At 65.8% G+C, this 14,720-nt stretch carries 10 protein-coding genes; 5 read left to right on the top strand and 5 right to left on the bottom strand.

Annotation, left to right across the window (positions count from 1 at the left end; translation table 11 throughout):
- Positions 1-89 precede the first annotated feature (89 nt).
- The 3 genes from ACLD02_RS01460 (at position 90) to ACLD02_RS01450 (ending at position 4,675) form a co-directional block, all read left to right on the top strand.
- A complete protein-coding gene (locus ACLD02_RS01460) occupies positions 90-1,796 on the top strand; it encodes a potassium/proton antiporter (protein ID WP_410297757.1) in 1,707 nt (568 codons plus the stop codon).
- A 79-nt stretch (positions 1,797-1,875) separates the two neighbouring features.
- Positions 1,876-2,688 (top strand): SDR family NAD(P)-dependent oxidoreductase, encoded by an 813-nt coding sequence (locus ACLD02_RS01455; RefSeq protein ID WP_203104157.1) that lies wholly within the window; start codon positions 1,876-1,878, stop codon positions 2,686-2,688.
- A gap of 172 nt (positions 2,689-2,860) precedes the next feature.
- Complete coding sequence (locus ACLD02_RS01450) at positions 2,861-4,675, top strand: acyl-CoA dehydrogenase C-terminal domain-containing protein (protein WP_410297756.1); 1,815 nt, start codon at positions 2,861-2,863, stop codon at positions 4,673-4,675.
- A gap of 10 nt (positions 4,676-4,685) precedes the next feature.
- Here the strand turns inward: ACLD02_RS01450 and ACLD02_RS01445 are convergent, their stop codons facing one another.
- The gene (locus ACLD02_RS01445; RefSeq protein WP_410297755.1) at positions 4,686-5,288 is read right to left on the bottom strand and encodes an HAD family hydrolase; all 603 of its coding nucleotides are present in this window, start codon (positions 5,286-5,288) and stop codon (positions 4,686-4,688) included.
- Positions 5,289-5,324: 36 nt separating this feature from the next.
- Entirely contained in the window at positions 5,325-7,733 is a 2,409-nt protein-coding gene (locus ACLD02_RS01440) for an ExeM/NucH family extracellular endonuclease (protein ID WP_410297754.1), read from the bottom strand.
- 250 nt (positions 7,734-7,983) lie between these two features.
- Between ACLD02_RS01440 and ACLD02_RS01435 the strand changes: the two genes are divergently transcribed.
- Both ACLD02_RS01435 and ACLD02_RS01430 read left to right on the top strand, forming a co-directional pair.
- Positions 7,984-9,354 carry a WS/DGAT/MGAT family O-acyltransferase gene (locus tag ACLD02_RS01435; RefSeq protein ID WP_203104164.1) on the top strand — a complete coding sequence of 457 codons (1,371 nt, stop codon included), beginning with the start codon at positions 7,984-7,986 and terminating at the stop codon, positions 9,352-9,354.
- A 204-nt stretch (positions 9,355-9,558) separates the two neighbouring features.
- Positions 9,559-9,762 (top strand): cold-shock protein, encoded by a 204-nt coding sequence (locus ACLD02_RS01430; protein WP_161382743.1) that lies wholly within the window; start codon positions 9,559-9,561, stop codon positions 9,760-9,762.
- Between the two features lie 81 nt (positions 9,763-9,843).
- On the opposite strand, the gene ACLD02_RS01425 is transcribed toward ACLD02_RS01430, so the two are convergent.
- Genes ACLD02_RS01425 through ACLD02_RS01415 form a run of 3 tightly spaced genes read right to left on the bottom strand, consistent with a single transcriptional unit; the run spans position 9,844 to position 14,673 of the window.
- The gene (locus tag ACLD02_RS01425) at positions 9,844-10,491 is read right to left on the bottom strand and encodes a M48 family metallopeptidase (RefSeq protein ID WP_410297753.1); all 648 of its coding nucleotides are present in this window, start codon (positions 10,489-10,491) and stop codon (positions 9,844-9,846) included.
- The gene (locus tag ACLD02_RS01420; RefSeq protein WP_410297752.1) at positions 10,481-13,585 is read right to left on the bottom strand and encodes an efflux RND transporter permease subunit; all 3,105 of its coding nucleotides are present in this window, start codon (positions 13,583-13,585) and stop codon (positions 10,481-10,483) included. The genes ACLD02_RS01425 and ACLD02_RS01420 overlap by 11 nt, the downstream gene beginning before the upstream one ends.
- Complete coding sequence (locus ACLD02_RS01415) at positions 13,585-14,673, bottom strand: efflux RND transporter periplasmic adaptor subunit (RefSeq protein ID WP_203104170.1); 1,089 nt, start codon at positions 14,671-14,673, stop codon at positions 13,585-13,587. The genes ACLD02_RS01420 and ACLD02_RS01415 overlap by 1 nt, the downstream gene beginning before the upstream one ends.
- Positions 14,674-14,720: the final 47 nt, after the last annotated feature.

Here is a 14,720-nt window from a genome sequence, read left to right as displayed (position 1 = left end):
GTCGCCACGAACCGGTAGCGTGTCACTGAGAGCCGGGCCGTCTTCCTATATAATAGAAAGCGGTCTTTTCTCTGCCTGATATTCCGGGAGTGCATTTGGAATCACTGAACGTCTTTCTCCTCGTCGGCACCGGTCTGATGTTCATCGGCCTGTTGCTGGGCACGCTGAGCGCCCGTTTCGGCGTACCCTCGCTGCTGGTGTTCCTGGTGGTGGGCATGGTCGCCGGCGAGGATGGACTGGGTGGTATTCAGTTCGATGATTTTTCCCTGGCCTATGTGGTCAGCAACATCGCGTTGGCGGTGATCCTGCTGGACGGCGGCCTGCGTACCCGCTTGAGCACCTTCCGTCTGGGCCTGAAGCCGGCGTTGAGCCTGGCCACCCTGGGGGTGGCCCTGTCCGCCGGTCTGGTGGGCGCCTTCGCCACCTGGCTAATCGGCGTGGACTGGCGCCTGGGCCTGCTGCTCGGCGGCATCATCGGCTCCACCGACGCGGCGGCGGTGTTCAATGTGGTCAAGGGCGCCGGCGTCACGCTCAATGAGCGGGTCGCCAGCACCCTGGAGATCGAGTCCGGCCTCAACGACCCGATGGCGATCTTCATCACCCTGATGCTGGTGGGTGTGCTGGTGAACCCGGAGATCGGCTTCGGCTGGCAGATGCTGATCACCCTGGTGCAGCAGTTCGGCTTGGGCGTGCTCATGGGCCTGACCCTGGGCGCCCTGCTCAGCGAGATTCTGCTGCGGGTGCGCAGTAACGAAGGGCTCCATGCCCTGCTGCTGTGCAGTGGCGGCGCCATGGTGTTCGCCACCACCAACCTGGCCGGCGGCAGCGGCTTCCTGGCCATTTACCTGGCCGGCCTGGTGGCCGGCAACCGGCGCGGCGGCACCGGCGACAACGTGCTGCGCTCCATGGATTCCATGGCCTGGCTGGCGCAGTCCGGCATGTTCCTGATGCTGGGGCTGCTGGTCACCCCGTCGGAGCTGGGCAAAAGCCTGGTGGATGCCCTGCTGGTGGCGGTGTTCCTGATGCTGGTGGCGCGTCCCATCGCGGTCTGGGCCAGCCTGCTGCCGTTCCGCTTCACCTGGCGCGAGGAGCTGTTCATCGCCTGGACCGGGCTGCGTGGCGCGGTGCCCATCGTGCTCGCGGTGTTCCCGTTGCTGGCCGGAGTCAGCCAGACCCGATTGCTGTTCGACATCACCCTGGTGGTGGTACTGATTTCCCTGCTCACCCAGGGTGGCAGCCTGCGCTGGATGGCGCGCCGCCTGAAGGTGTCGGTGCCGACCACCACCCCGCCGAAACAGATGGTGCCCCTGGCGGCCTCCGGCGATCGCTACGTCATGCAGTTCGAGGTGGATGCCGGCGCCAAGGCGGAGGGCCAGCGCCTGGGCGCGATCACCACGCCGCGTATCACGCCGCTACTGATCATCCGCAACCAGGAATTCCGCAACCTGGCCGAGGACCCGGTGATCCAGGCCGGCGACCTGGTCACCTGGCTGGCGCCCCTGGCGGAGAAGGATTACCTCTCGGACATGTGTCACCGCCTGTCCAAGGACGAAAAACGCTACTACGGCGAGTTCTTCCTGCGCGGTAGCGTCCCCGTGGACCAGTTGGTGGCGGTGTACGGCATGGAAGAGGCGGACCCGGCCCTGGAAGGGCTGACCGTGGAAGCCCTGTTCGAGCGTCACTTCGGCCAGCAGGTGGTGGTGGGCGACACCATCCGGCTGAGCGGGCTGAAATTGCGCGCGCGCACGGTGGAAAAGGGCCGCGCGATTCTGGTCGGGATCAAGCTGCCGAAATAGGGAGCCTCTCGCGCCAATTCGGTCCGCCCCTCCGGGCCTGTATGCTAGGGGCTCATTTGCAACCGCAGGAAGCGAGCCCATGCCCCGTTTCGACAACCACCGTGTTCTGATCACCGGCGCCGGCGCGGGCATCGGTCGGATGATGGCCGAGAAATTCGCCGCCCGGGGCGCCGAGGTAATCGTCACCGCGCGGCGCATCGCCGCCGCCCGGGAGGTGGTGGACCACATCACCAACGCCGGCGGCAACGCCCATGCCTATACCCTGGATGTGAGCAAGATCGCCTCGATCGCCAAATTCCGCGACCAGCTCCACGAAGAGCGCGGGCCGGTGAGTATTCTGGTGAACAACGCCGGGGTGGTGCACGGCGGCGAATTCGAACAGGTGCCGCTGCAAAAGCACCTGGACACCTTCAAGGTCAACGCCGAGGGGCTGATGGCCTGCACCCACGCCTTCATGGAAGACCTGCTGGCCGCCGACCGCGCCCACCTGGTGAACATCGCCAGCGCCTCGGCGTTCATCGGCCTGCCCTATGGCAGCACCTACGCGGCCAGCAAGTGGGCCGTGGTGGGCTTTTCCGAATCCTTGCGTCTGGAACTGGCGGAACGGGATCAGCACCGGCTCAAGGTGACCACGGTGTGCCCCAGCTACATTTCCACCGGCATGTTCAAGGGCGTCAAGACGCCGCTGTTCTCGCCCATGCTTACCCCCAGCGGGGTGGCGGACAGCATCCTGCGCGGCGTCGCCAAGGGCGAGCCATTCGTGATCGAACCGCCCATGGCGCGCTCCGTGGAGCTGCTCAAGGGCATTCTGCCCCGGCGGGTCTGGGACCAGGTGGCGAAACGGACCGGGGTGTCCACGTCCATGTACGGCTGGAAGGGCAAGGGTGATTGACCGCCCCTTAATGTGTACATATGTTCTCAAGCATTCACGAAACGCTGATTCACCGTAAAGCCGGCGGCCTCCGCTTGACCGTCAATGTCAGTCAACGCTCGTTCGCTAATATGCTCGGCAATGTCAAGCGGGCCGGTCGCCCGCGTCCGGAATCGCAGAACGAGAGTGTGTTATGCCGACCTATAAGGCCCCCCTGCGCGATATGCGCTTCCTGATCAACGAAGTGTTCGACTTCGAGAGTCACTACAAGACCCTGCCCAACGGCGAGGACGCCACCCCGGACATGGTGGAGGCGATCCTTGGTGAACTGGCGCGGCTGTGCGAGAACACCATCGCGCCGCTCTACCAGAGCGGCGACGAGGAAGGCTGTAAGCTGGAAGACGGCGTGGTGACCACGCCCAAGGGCTACAAGGAAGCCTATCAGGAGTACGTGGCCGGGGGCTGGCAGGGCCTGTCCCATCCCGCCGAGTTCGGCGGCCAGGGGCTGCCCATGTCGCTGAACCTGTTCAAGCAGGAGATGCTTGGCACCGCCAACTGGTCGTTCGCCATGTACCCGGGCCTGTCCCTGGGCGCCATGAACACCATCCAGCTGCACGGCGACGAAGAGCAGAAACAGACTTATCTGACCCGGCTCACCGAGGGCACCTGGGCGGGCACCATGTGCCTCACCGAGCCCCAGTGCGGCACCGACCTGGGCCAGGTGAAGACCAAGGCCGAGCCCCAGGACAACGGCTCCTACAAAATCACCGGCACCAAGATCTTCATCTCTTCCGGCGACCACGATCTCACCGAGAACATCGTGCACATCGTGCTGGCCCGCCTGCCGGACGCGCCCAAGGGCACCAAGGGCATTTCCCTGTTCATCGTGCCCAAGTACCTGCCCGGCAAGATCGGCGAGGACAACGGCGTGGCGTGCGGCTCCCTGGAAAAGAAAATGGGCATCAAGGCATCCGCCACCTGCGTGATGAACTTCGACCAGGCCACCGGTTTCCTGATCGGCCCGGCCAACCAGGGCCTGGAATGCATGTTCACCTTCATGAACTCGGCGCGCATCGGCACCGCCTGCCAGGGCATCGCCCACGCCGAACTGGCCTACCAGGGCTCCCTGCCCTATGCCAAGGAGCGCCGTTCCATGCGCGCCCTGTCCGGCAAGAAGGACCCGGACGCGGTGGCCGACGCCCTGATTCACCATGGCGACGTGCGCCGCATGCTGCTCAAGCAGAAGGCCATCGCCGAAGGTGGCCGGGCGATGATCTATTTCGCCGCCCAGTACGCCGACAACATGATTTCCGGCATCCTCGAGGACGACAAGGACAAGTACGACCGCTGGGACAGCGAGTTGGGCTTCCTGACACCGATCCTCAAGGGCTTCCTCACCGAGAAAGGGCTGGAAGCGGCCAACGACGCCATGCAGGTATTCGGCGGCCACGGCTACATCAAGGAACACGGCATGGAGCAGATCGTGCGCGACGCACGCATCGCCACGCTCTATGAAGGCACCACCGGCATCCAGGCCCTGGATCTGCTGGGCCGCAAGGTACTGCTGTCCAGCCGTGGCAAATGCGTGCGCGATTTCTCCAAGAAGCTGCTCGATTTCGGTCGCAAGCACCTCACCGACGGCGAGCTGCGCCCCTACGCCTGGAAGCTGCTCAAAATCGCCGCCGAGTGGAACTACCTGACCACCCGCATCATGCTGGTCGCCGCCAAGGACCGTGAGATGGTGGGCACCGCCAGCCACGATTTCCTGATGTATTCCGGCTACGCCATGATGGCCTACTTCTGGGCGCTGCAGGCCAAGGTCGCCCGCGACAAACTGGCCCATGGCGGCAACGAGCCCAAGGAGTTCTACCAGGCCAAGCTGGCCACCGCGGAATTCTTCTTCGAGCGCATGCTGCCGGCCGCCAAGGGCCACGCCGACGGCGCCCTCAAACCCACCAAGAGCACCATGCAACTGGCGCCGGAGCATTTCTCGTTCGACTACGAGTAACCGTGCCCGGCTATTCCAGCCAGTCCAGCAGTTCACCGAGATGGCCGACCACCAGGTCGGCCTGATCGGCGAAATGCCCATTACCACCGTTGAGCAGCAAACCGGCCGCCATGCCGGCGTTTCGCGCCGCCTGCAGATCGTAGACGAAATCCCCCACGTACAGCGTGCGTGCCGGCGCCAGCCCGAGGCGTCTGGCGATGCGCAGCAGTCCGCCCGGGTCCGGCTTGGGCGGGCAGTCCTCCCGGGTCAGGATCAGATCCACCGGCAGCCCCAACATCTGATCGGTACGGGCCACGGCGGCGCGGCTGTTGCGGGTAAGGATGGCGGTCGGCACGCCACGCCGGCGCAGCGCGGCCAGCAGCGCCTCGGCGCCGTCGATCCAGGTAGCCGCCGAGGCCCCGGCCATTTCGTGACGGTCGATCACCGCCCGGGCCCGTGCGGCTTCCACCTCCGGCAGGGTCTCCAGATGTTCAAGCAGGCCGATGCCATCGGGGAAACCCAGCTCCCGGCGCAGGCCGGCGAAATCCAGGCGGGTATCCACCAGGGTGCCGTCGAGGTCGAACAACAGAGCCTGAAAGCGGCGCGGCGGCATGGGCGTCTCCTTGGTATTCATGACAGCGCCCAAGGGTACCCCGCCGCCGCGCAATGGTCAGTGATGGCGGCGCGCCAGGCCCGCCAGCATCAGCAACACGCCATAGCCGAGGCCTCCGCCGTCACTGTCGCCACCGTCACCGGCGTCATCCTCCGGGTCCGGTTCGCCGCCGGCGGCGCCGGACAGGGCCAGATCGACGATCACCGGATCGTGATCGGAGGCACGCCAGGCATTCGCGGCGTAATAGAGCCGGTGCTGGTCGTCGCTCTGGTACTCCGGCAGGCGGTAGGAAAACGCCACCGGCTCGTCGGCGTTGGCGTGCCACTCGTGGGCGGCCAGCACCTTCTCGTTGAGCGCTTCGGAGGCCAGCGCGTGGTCCAGATAGCCGGCCTCTCCCATGTAGGTGTAGCTGTAGGCATTGTCGCCCTGGAAGCGCTGGATCAGATCCACCAGACCGGCGTCGCGCAGGGCGGCGATCGGGTCTTCCATGGCGTAGCTGTTCAGGTCCCCGATGATCAGCCAGTTGCCTTCGTCGGCACCGGTGGGATCGCTCTCCAGCCAGCCCGGCAATTGCTCGGCGGCGGCCACCCGCTCCGCGTTCCAGCAGCCTTGCAGATCGCCCTGCTCCGCGTTCTCGCCATCGTCCGGGCAGCTGCCCTTGGACTTGAAGTGATTGACCACCACGGTGACCGCCTCGCCGCCGTTGAGCGGGCGGAAAGTCTGCGCCAGGGGCTGGCGATTGGTGTTGTTGCCGAAGGCACCGACGGCGGTGGTGGCGGCGGTGCCGGCCTCGGCCACGACGTCACCGCGGTAGATCAGCGCCACGGCGATGGCGTCGCCGCCAAGGCGCTCGAGGCCCGGGTCCACGTAGCGCCAGGACGGGCCCAGGGCGGCGGTGAGCCGCGCCAGAGCGGAATCCGGGCCATAGCCGTCGTTCTCCACCTCCATGAGCCCCACCACGTCGGCGTCGATGTCCTTAAGCGCGGCCACCAGCTTGGCCTGCTGCCGGGTCAGTTCCTCTGCGTCGCGGGCACCGCGCTCGGTGGGAAACCCGCCACCCTGGCCGTCGCCATTGAAGTAGTTGAGCACGTTGAAGGCGGCCACCCGCAGGTCGCTGCCGGCGGCCCGGTCCGGGGCCGGGGCGCGGGGGTTGGCGGCGGTGTCGAACGCCACTTCACCCACCGGCTGCAGACGCCACTCGTCGAAGCCGTAGGTGAACACCGCCTGGAACGGCCGGGTGCGGTAGCCGGCGCGCACCGTGTTGTCCGCCGCCAGACCGCCGGCCGGGTAGATCACGGTGACCGGGTTCTGCTCGTTGGAGGCATCGTCCAGTAGCACCTGGTTGCGTTCGTTGGCGTCCTTCACCGCCCGGGCCGCCGCGCCGGGTTCGGCCACGTTGGTGGGATTGAACAGGCGCCCGTTGCTCAGGGTCATGCTGCCGTAGCGGGCCAACTGGTAATTGTCGCTCACGGTGAGCGGCTGCTCCACGGTCACCAGCATGCCTTCCAGGGCCTCCCGGTCGGCCGGGTCGTCGAACGGCAGGGTCAGCGCCACCGGCGACACGGTCAGGCCCTGCTCGCAGACGGCCCGGTGGTCGGCGCTGATCTGGGTAAGGCCGTAGTACTCGTCGACGGTCCCGCTCACCCGCACCCGGTCGCCGGCGACCACGTCCGCCTCCGGCTGATAGACGAACAACCCTTCGGAGGTGGCGGGGTCGTCATCCCGGTGGGCCTCGGTTTCCATCACATAGAAGCCGTCGAAGGCCGGGTACACGGCGGTGACCACCGCCTCGATCACGTGTCCCTCGCCGGCCAGCGGCGAGGCGTCGCCCTTGCCCTGAATGGCGGCGACGCGGGTCACCGGCTCGCCGCAGGCGCCCAGGGGAACCGGCTCGCCATCGCCCTCCACGCTGCCGGCGCCAGGGGCGCCGAGGCCGCCCAGGGTGTCCACCGGATAGCCCTGCCACTGCGCCGACGGATCAAAGGCGTCGTCGATCACGGTATCGCCGGTGGTGATGTTGTCCTTGCGACGCAGGGTCCGGTCCCGGGTGCTCAGCCCGCCGCCGGTCCAGGCGTCGCCCGGGTCCTCTCCGACCCGGCCGAAGCTGTCCACCACGCCGCCGGCGTCGCGCAGGACGTAGGCGTCGTCGCCGTTGTGATTGATCGCGGCGCTGCTCAAATCCGCCAGCCCGGCGAGCTCACCCCCGGCCTGGTTGGAGACGATCACCAGAACCTCGTCGGCGGCCAGTTCCCGGCCGTCCAGGGCCAGAGTGGCACCCGGCTCGGTGCCGCCGTTGCTGTAAAGCTCCAGGGTGTAGCCGTCGAGGCTTTCACTGACCTCACCGGCGTTGTGCAGCTCGATGGCCTTGTTGTAGCCGCCGCCTTCCACGTACTCGCTGATCAGAATATTGGCCTGAGCGGCGCTGGCCAGCCCCAGCCCCGCCAGCGCCATGATGGTGATTCGCATGACCCTCTCCGCAAACGGTGATCGAAGCACCGTGGCAAGGCCCCGTGACCGAACCGTTGCATCGGAATGGCAGCCTTTTTGCAAGTGTCCATTACGCGAACCGGTGCACATCCCGGTCGGCTCCAGGGCCGCGCCGCGATTACCGGAAAGCACATTCAGGACCGTGGCCGCTCTGCTAAGATGGCCCGGAACGCCAAGGAGATAGCGCGTCCTGTTCCCGAGCGGGACGGCAATAACAAACGAGGATGGCATGAAGACTCTGAGTCCGGTGGATCAGCTGTTTCTGTATCTGGAAAAACGACAGCAACCCATGCACGTGGCCGGCCTGCAACTTTTTTCCTTTCCCGAGGGCGCCGGCCCCAAGTACGTCAGCGAGCTGGCGCAGTCGATTCGCGACTACTGCCACCCGGAACCTCCGTTCAACCAGCGCCTGCGCCGCCGAATGGGCCAGTGGCACTGGGACGAGGACCAGCAGTTCGATATCGACCACCATTTCCGTCACGAGGCGCTGCCCAAGCCCGGTCGCATCCGGGAACTGCTGTCGCTGGTGTCGGCGGAGCATTCCAATCTGCTGGACCGGGAGCGCCCCCTTTGGGAGGCGCACCTGATCGAGGGCATCCGTGGCCGTCAGTTCGCACTCTACACCAAGGTGCATCATTCCATGGTGGACGGCATCTCGGCCATGCGCATGGGCATGCGTGCCCTATCGCCGGACCCGGAGGAGCGGGATCTGCCTCCGGTGTGGGCCTACAAACCCAAGAAGCGGGCGCGCGGGCTGGGCAGCCCGGTGGACGCGGTCAGCAGCCTGGCCCGGCTCACCGCCGGCGCCAGCCGTCAGATCGCCACCGTGCCGGCGCTGGCGCGGGAAATCTACCGGGTCACCCAGAAAGCCAAGGACGACCCCAACTTCGTTTCCATCTTCCAGGCCCCGGACACCATCCTCAACCAGTGCATTACCGGTTCCCGGCGGTTCGCCGCGCAGAGCTATTCCCTGCCGCGCCTGAAGAAACTGGCCGGCGCCTTCAATTGCACGCTCAACGACGTGGTGTTGAGCATGTGCGGCCATGCCCTGCGCGAATATCTGATCAGCCAGAATGCTCTGCCGAACGCGCCGCTGATCGCCATGGTGCCGATGTCCCTGCGCAAGGACGACAGCGCCGGCGGCAACCAGATCGCCATGATCCTGGCGAACCTGGGCACGCATATTTGCGACCCGGCCAACCGGCTGCGGGTGGTGCAAGCCTCGGTGAAGGAGGCCAAGCAGCGTTTCGCGCAGATGAGCCCCGAGGAGATCCTCAACTTCACCGCCCTGAGCATGGCGCCCACCGGGCTCAACCTGCTCACCGGCCTGGCGCCCAAATGGCGTGCCTTCAACGTGATCATCTCCAACGTGCCCGGCCCACGGGAGCCGCTGTACTGGAACGGCGCTCAGCTTCAGGGGCAGTACCCGGTGTCGGTGGTGCTGGACCGCATCGCTCTCAACATGACCCTGACCAGTTACCGCGACCAGATCGAGTTCGGTCTGATCGCCTGCCGCCGTACCCTGCCCTCGATGCAGCGCCTGCTGGACTATCTTGAGCAGTCCATCCACGAGCTGGAGATCGCCGCCGGCCTGCGCTAGCCGGCGGTTTCAGCGGTCACCAGCGGGTTACAAAAAAATAGTTGGTGCGGTGTGAAAAAGGGTAGTAAAGTCAAAACGCTGCAGATTGTGGCAGTGGCTGGTTTTGGTAGTGGCCTTCCCCGCGTGAAGCACTAGAAGTCTCCGAACACCCCCTTCCTGGTTTGCAAGCATCACCCTATGAAAAGTTTTGAGGTATAGATTCAAATGGCTACTGGTACCGTTAAATGGTTCAACGAGTCCAAGGGTTTTGGTTTCATCTCCCAGGATGACGGTGGCGCGGACGTTTTCGTTCACTTCAGTGCGATCAGCGGCTCCGGCTTCCGGACCCTGGCTGAAGGCCAGAAAGTAAGCTTCGACATCCAGCAAGGTCCGAAAGGTCCGCAGGCTGCGAACGTCGTCGCAGAGTAAGGGCCCGCCCTTGCTACAAAAAACCCCGCCTGGCGCGGGGTTTTTTGTGTCCGGTTTCCAGGCCGGCACCGGATGGCTTCCTCAGCCTTCCAGCAGCATCTTGCGGCGACGCCAATCGGGCATGCGCCGGTCCATCAGGGCGTGAAAGTCGGGCCCGTGATTCATGTGCTCCAGGTGGCAAAGCTCGTGCATCACCACGTAGTCGATCACCGCCAGGGGGTACTGCATCAGCAGCAGGCTGAGATTGATGTAGCCACGCTGGGATAAAGACCCCCAACGGGTGCGCATCTTCTTCACCCTCAGCACCGGGAAGTCGTGCCCGCGAGCGGCGAACCAGGGGAACAGGGCCTCGATGCGCGCCTGGAACAAGGGGCGCGCCTGGGCACGCCACCACTCGTGAACGGCATCACTGACCTGCCGTTCATCGTCGGGGTCCGGCACCGTGACCCGCAGGTGGTTGTGATGGCGCGCTACTCGCCGACGGCCCGCCGCCAGTTCCAGGCTCAGGGTATCGCCCAGATGGGTACAGTGATCCCCATGGCGCCAGCGCTGGCGGGGCCGCTCGGCCATGTGCCGTTGCTGTTTCTCGATCCAGCCGCGACGCTCATCGACGAAGGCCCGCACATGGCGCAAAGCCAGCCGTTGCGGGGCACGCACCTGAACATGACCGTCGGGAAACACCCGGACCTCCAGGCTACGCCGGCGGGAGCGGACCAGCTCATACTCCATGGGACGCCCCGTCGCCGTTCATTTCCTTCTCGAGTTGCTGCTTCACGGCATCGGCGGCCCCGGTGTAACCGGCCAGCCACACATACAACACCGGAATGATGAACAGGGTGAGCACGGTGGCGAACAGCAGACCGCCGAGAATCACCACGCCGATGGTAAACCGGCTCTCGGCGCCGGCGCCGCTGGCGAACACCAGTGGGATGGCGCCGAAGATGGTGGATACCCCGGTCATCAACACCGGGCGGAAGCGGATGATCGCCCCTTGATAGACGGCATCACGCACCGAATAGCCCTGATCACGAAGCTGGTTGGCGAATTCCACGATCAGGATGCCATTCTTGGCCATCAGCCCGAGCAGCATGATCATGCCGATCTGACTGTAAATATTGAGGCTGTTGCCGGAGGCCCACAACGCCAGCAGGGCGCCGGCGATGGCCAACGGCACGGTGAGCAGAATGATCAGAGGATGGATCCAGCTTTCGAACTGGGCCGCCAGCACCAGGAAAACGATCACCAGAGCGAGGGCGAAGGTGACCAGGATCGCCGAGGACGCCTCGGTGAATTCCTCCGCCGTGCCCTTGTAACCGAGGCGCGCTTCCAGGGGCAGAATATCGTCCACCGTGGTCTCGATGAAATCGATGGCGCGGCCCATATCGTAGCCGGGGCCCAGATTGGCGGACAGGGTAATGGCCGGCAGCCGATCGACCCGGCGCAGTTCCGGAGCGGCACCCAGGGTGTTGAGTTCCACCACGCTGGACAGGGGCACCAGGGCGCCCGCCTCGGTGCGAATGTAGATCGGATTGATGTCTTCCGGCTCCCGGGCATCGGCATCCGCGGCCTCCAGCAATACGTCGTATTCGCGACCCCGGTCCACATAGGTGGATGCCTGCAGGGTCGCGAACATGGCCTGCAGGGTCTGGCCCACGTCGGTGGCGGAAAGCCCGAAGTCCGCCGCCCTGGCCCGGTCGAGCACCACGTCCAGTTGCGGCTGGGTTTCCTCGTAGTCAGTGTCGATGCTGAGCAGATTCGGGTTCGCCGCCATGGCGTCCATCATGGCGTTGCTCCAGCGTTTCACCGAGTCATAGTCGGGGCCCGCGATCACCACTTCCAGATCCTGATTGAAACCGCTTTGTCCCAGGCCGGGCGGGTTGATGGCGAAGGCCCGCAGGCCGGCCACCTCGCTCAACGGGCCGCGCAGACCATTAACGATTTCCTGTTGGCTGCGCTCACGCTGCTCCCAGGGTTTCAGACGGGCGATCATGAAGGCGCGCTCTGGCTGGCCACGGAAACCGACGATGGAGAGCGTGCGCTGCCCCTCGCCACCCTCCTCCAAAAGCGGCGCCAGCAGGCCCTCCACCCGTTGCAGATGCCAGGCGGTGTATTCCGCCGTGGCGCCTTGGGGCGCGGTGGCCGGTACGATGAACACGCCCCGATCCTCGGTGGGCGATAGCTCTCGGGGAATGCCGTTGTAGACCAGACCGGCCAGCACGCAGATCAACACCGACAACCCCACCACCGGCCAGGGACGACCGAGAGCGCCGGCCAGAGCCCGCGCGTAGACTTGATTAAGGCCGCCCAAGGCGCGCTCGAGCCGGTGTTTGCGGGCTTCCTCCTTGGGGTGGGGATGGAGCCAGCGGGAACACAGCATCGGCGCCAGACTCAACGCCACCACGCTGGAGATGATCACCGCCGCCGCCAGGGTGAAACCGAACTCACCGAACAGCCGGCCCACGTCGCCCCCCATGAAGGAGATCGGCACGAACACCGCCACCAGCGTCAGGGTGGTGGCGACCACCGCGAACGCTACCTGACGGGCGCCCAGAAAGGCCGCCACCAGCCGCGATTCGCCTTCGTCGATGCGACGCTGGATGTTCTCCAGCATGACGATGGCGTCGTCCACCACCAGGCCGATGGCCAGAATCAGCGCCAGCAGCGTGAGCACGTTGATGGAAAAACCCAGGGCACCAAGGCCCATGAAAGCCCCGATCACCGACACGGGAATCGTCACCGCCGGGATCAGGGTGGCGCGCAGACTGCCCAGGAACACGAAGATCACCGCCACCACCAGAGCCATGGACAGGGCCAGGGTGATCAGCACCTCGCGGATCGAAGCACGAATGAACAGGGATTCGTCGTGATTGATGTCCAGGCTGATGTCCGCCGGCAGATTGTCACTCAGACGGCGGATTTCCGCGCGCACCTGATCGGACACCGCCACGGTGTTGGCCTTGGACTGGCGGATGATGCCCAGGCCGATGGCCTGCTTGCCATTGGCGCGCAACATGGTGTCGTCGTTTTCCACGCCCAGGGTGACCCGTGCCACATCCCCCAGGCGCAGCAGGTAATCGCCCTGCCGACGCAGCACCAGATCGCGGAACGCCTCCACCGTGGCCAGCCGGTTATCGGCGCGCACCGTGAAGCTGCGGCTGTCGGATTCCAGCCGTCCGGCGGGCAGTTCCACGTTGTTGGCGCGCAGGGCACCGGCGATGTCGTTGACGGCGATGTTATTGGCGGCCATGCGCTGGCGATCCAGCCAGACGCGCATGGCGTAGCGGCGTTCACCACCGATCATGACCTCGGACACGCCATCAAGCACCGCGAAGCGGTCCACCAGATTGCGCTCGGCGAAATCGGTGAGCTCCTGGGGAGCCAGGGTGTCACTGCTCAAGGTCACCCAGATGATCGGCCGGGCGTCGGAATCGGCCTTGGCGATCACCGGCGCGTCGGCGTCCTCTGGCAAGTGATTGAGCACCCGGGATACCGCGTCGCGTACGTCATTGGCGGCGATGTCGAGATCGCGGTCGAGATTGAATTCCACCGAGGTACGCGCCGAACCCAGCCGCGACCGCGACTCGATGCGGTGCACCCCTTCCACGCCAGCGATGGCGCCTTCCACCACCTGAATGATCTGTGTGTCGATCACTTCCGGAGCGGCGCCGTCGTAGCTGACCTCCACGGTGACCTGGGGCGGGTCGATATCCGGGTACTCACGCACCGGCAGTTTCAACAGGGCGCTGACGCCGAACACCACGATCAGCAGGCTGATCACGGTCGCGAAGACCGGCCGTTTGACCGAGACGTCGCTCAGAACCATCAGGCCGCTTCCTCCAGCAAGGCGCGCTGCGCGGGCAACAAGGCGCCCTGGTCCTCCACCACCTTCACCGGCGCTCCACCGCCCAAGCGGCTGTGGCCGTTGACGATCACCGGCTCGTGATCACGCAGGCCGGCGGTGATTTCCACCCAGCCATCACGGCGCCCGCCCAGGCTCACCGCCCGGCGCTCGGCGCGCTGGGTGTCACTGACGGTGAACACATAGCTTTGCGCGCCCTGGGTGATCACCGCCTGTTCCGGCACCAGCACCGCGGCATGCTCCTCCAGCAACACCGACACCTGCAGGAACTGGCCGGGCCGCAGCAAGGTCTCGCTATTGTCGAGCACCGCCTTCACCGGCAGGCCGCGGCTGGCGGTATCCACCCGGGTATCGAGCAGCGCCACCTTGCCGTGGAAGGTCTTGCCCGGATAGGCGTCGCTGGTGATGTCCACGGGCAGGCCCGCGTGCAGGTGGGCCAGGTAACGCTCCGGGACCTGGAAATGCACGTCCAGGGTCAGGATGCTGTCCAGATTGGCGATCGGATCGCCCACCTGAAGGTAGGCGCCGGGGTCCACCTGGCGCAGGCCCACCACGCCATCGAACGGCGCGCGGATACGATGATCGTCCAGGGCCGCCATGCTGGCGGCCTGATCCGCCTTGGCCGCTTCCAGGGTGGTTTTCAAGGTATCCACCTCCGCTTCGGAGATGGAGCGGCTGCCGGCCAGCCGCGCGGCCCGTTGATAGTCGGACAGGGCGCGCTGATACTCCGCCCGTGCCCGGCCCAGATCGGCTCGCGCCTGACGGTCATCCAGGGAAACCAGCAAATCACCGGCGGCGACACTCTGCCCTTCCTGGAAATGCAGGTCCTTGACGCGGCCATCCACCTCGGTAAGCAGGGTGACGGCGCGGCTGGCCCGGGCGTTGCCCACCACGTCCAGCCGGTTGGCCAGCGGCCGGGTGATGGCCGGCGCCACGTTGACCACGGTGGGCGGCCGCTGCGCCGCCGCCGGCTCCAGCCCCTCCTGCCGCCACCACCAGGCGCCCAGGACCAGAGCCGCCACCAGGGCCAGGCTCGCGATGACTCGCAACATCGTGTTCTCCACATTACAGGCACACCCGTCCCCGAAAGGCGGCCATG

The organism is Alloalcanivorax sp. C16-2, assembly GCF_046507615.1.
Lineage (GTDB): Bacteria > Pseudomonadota > Gammaproteobacteria > Pseudomonadales > Alcanivoracaceae > Alloalcanivorax > Alloalcanivorax marinus_A.
This window is presented reverse-complemented; position numbering and strand designations above follow the sequence as displayed.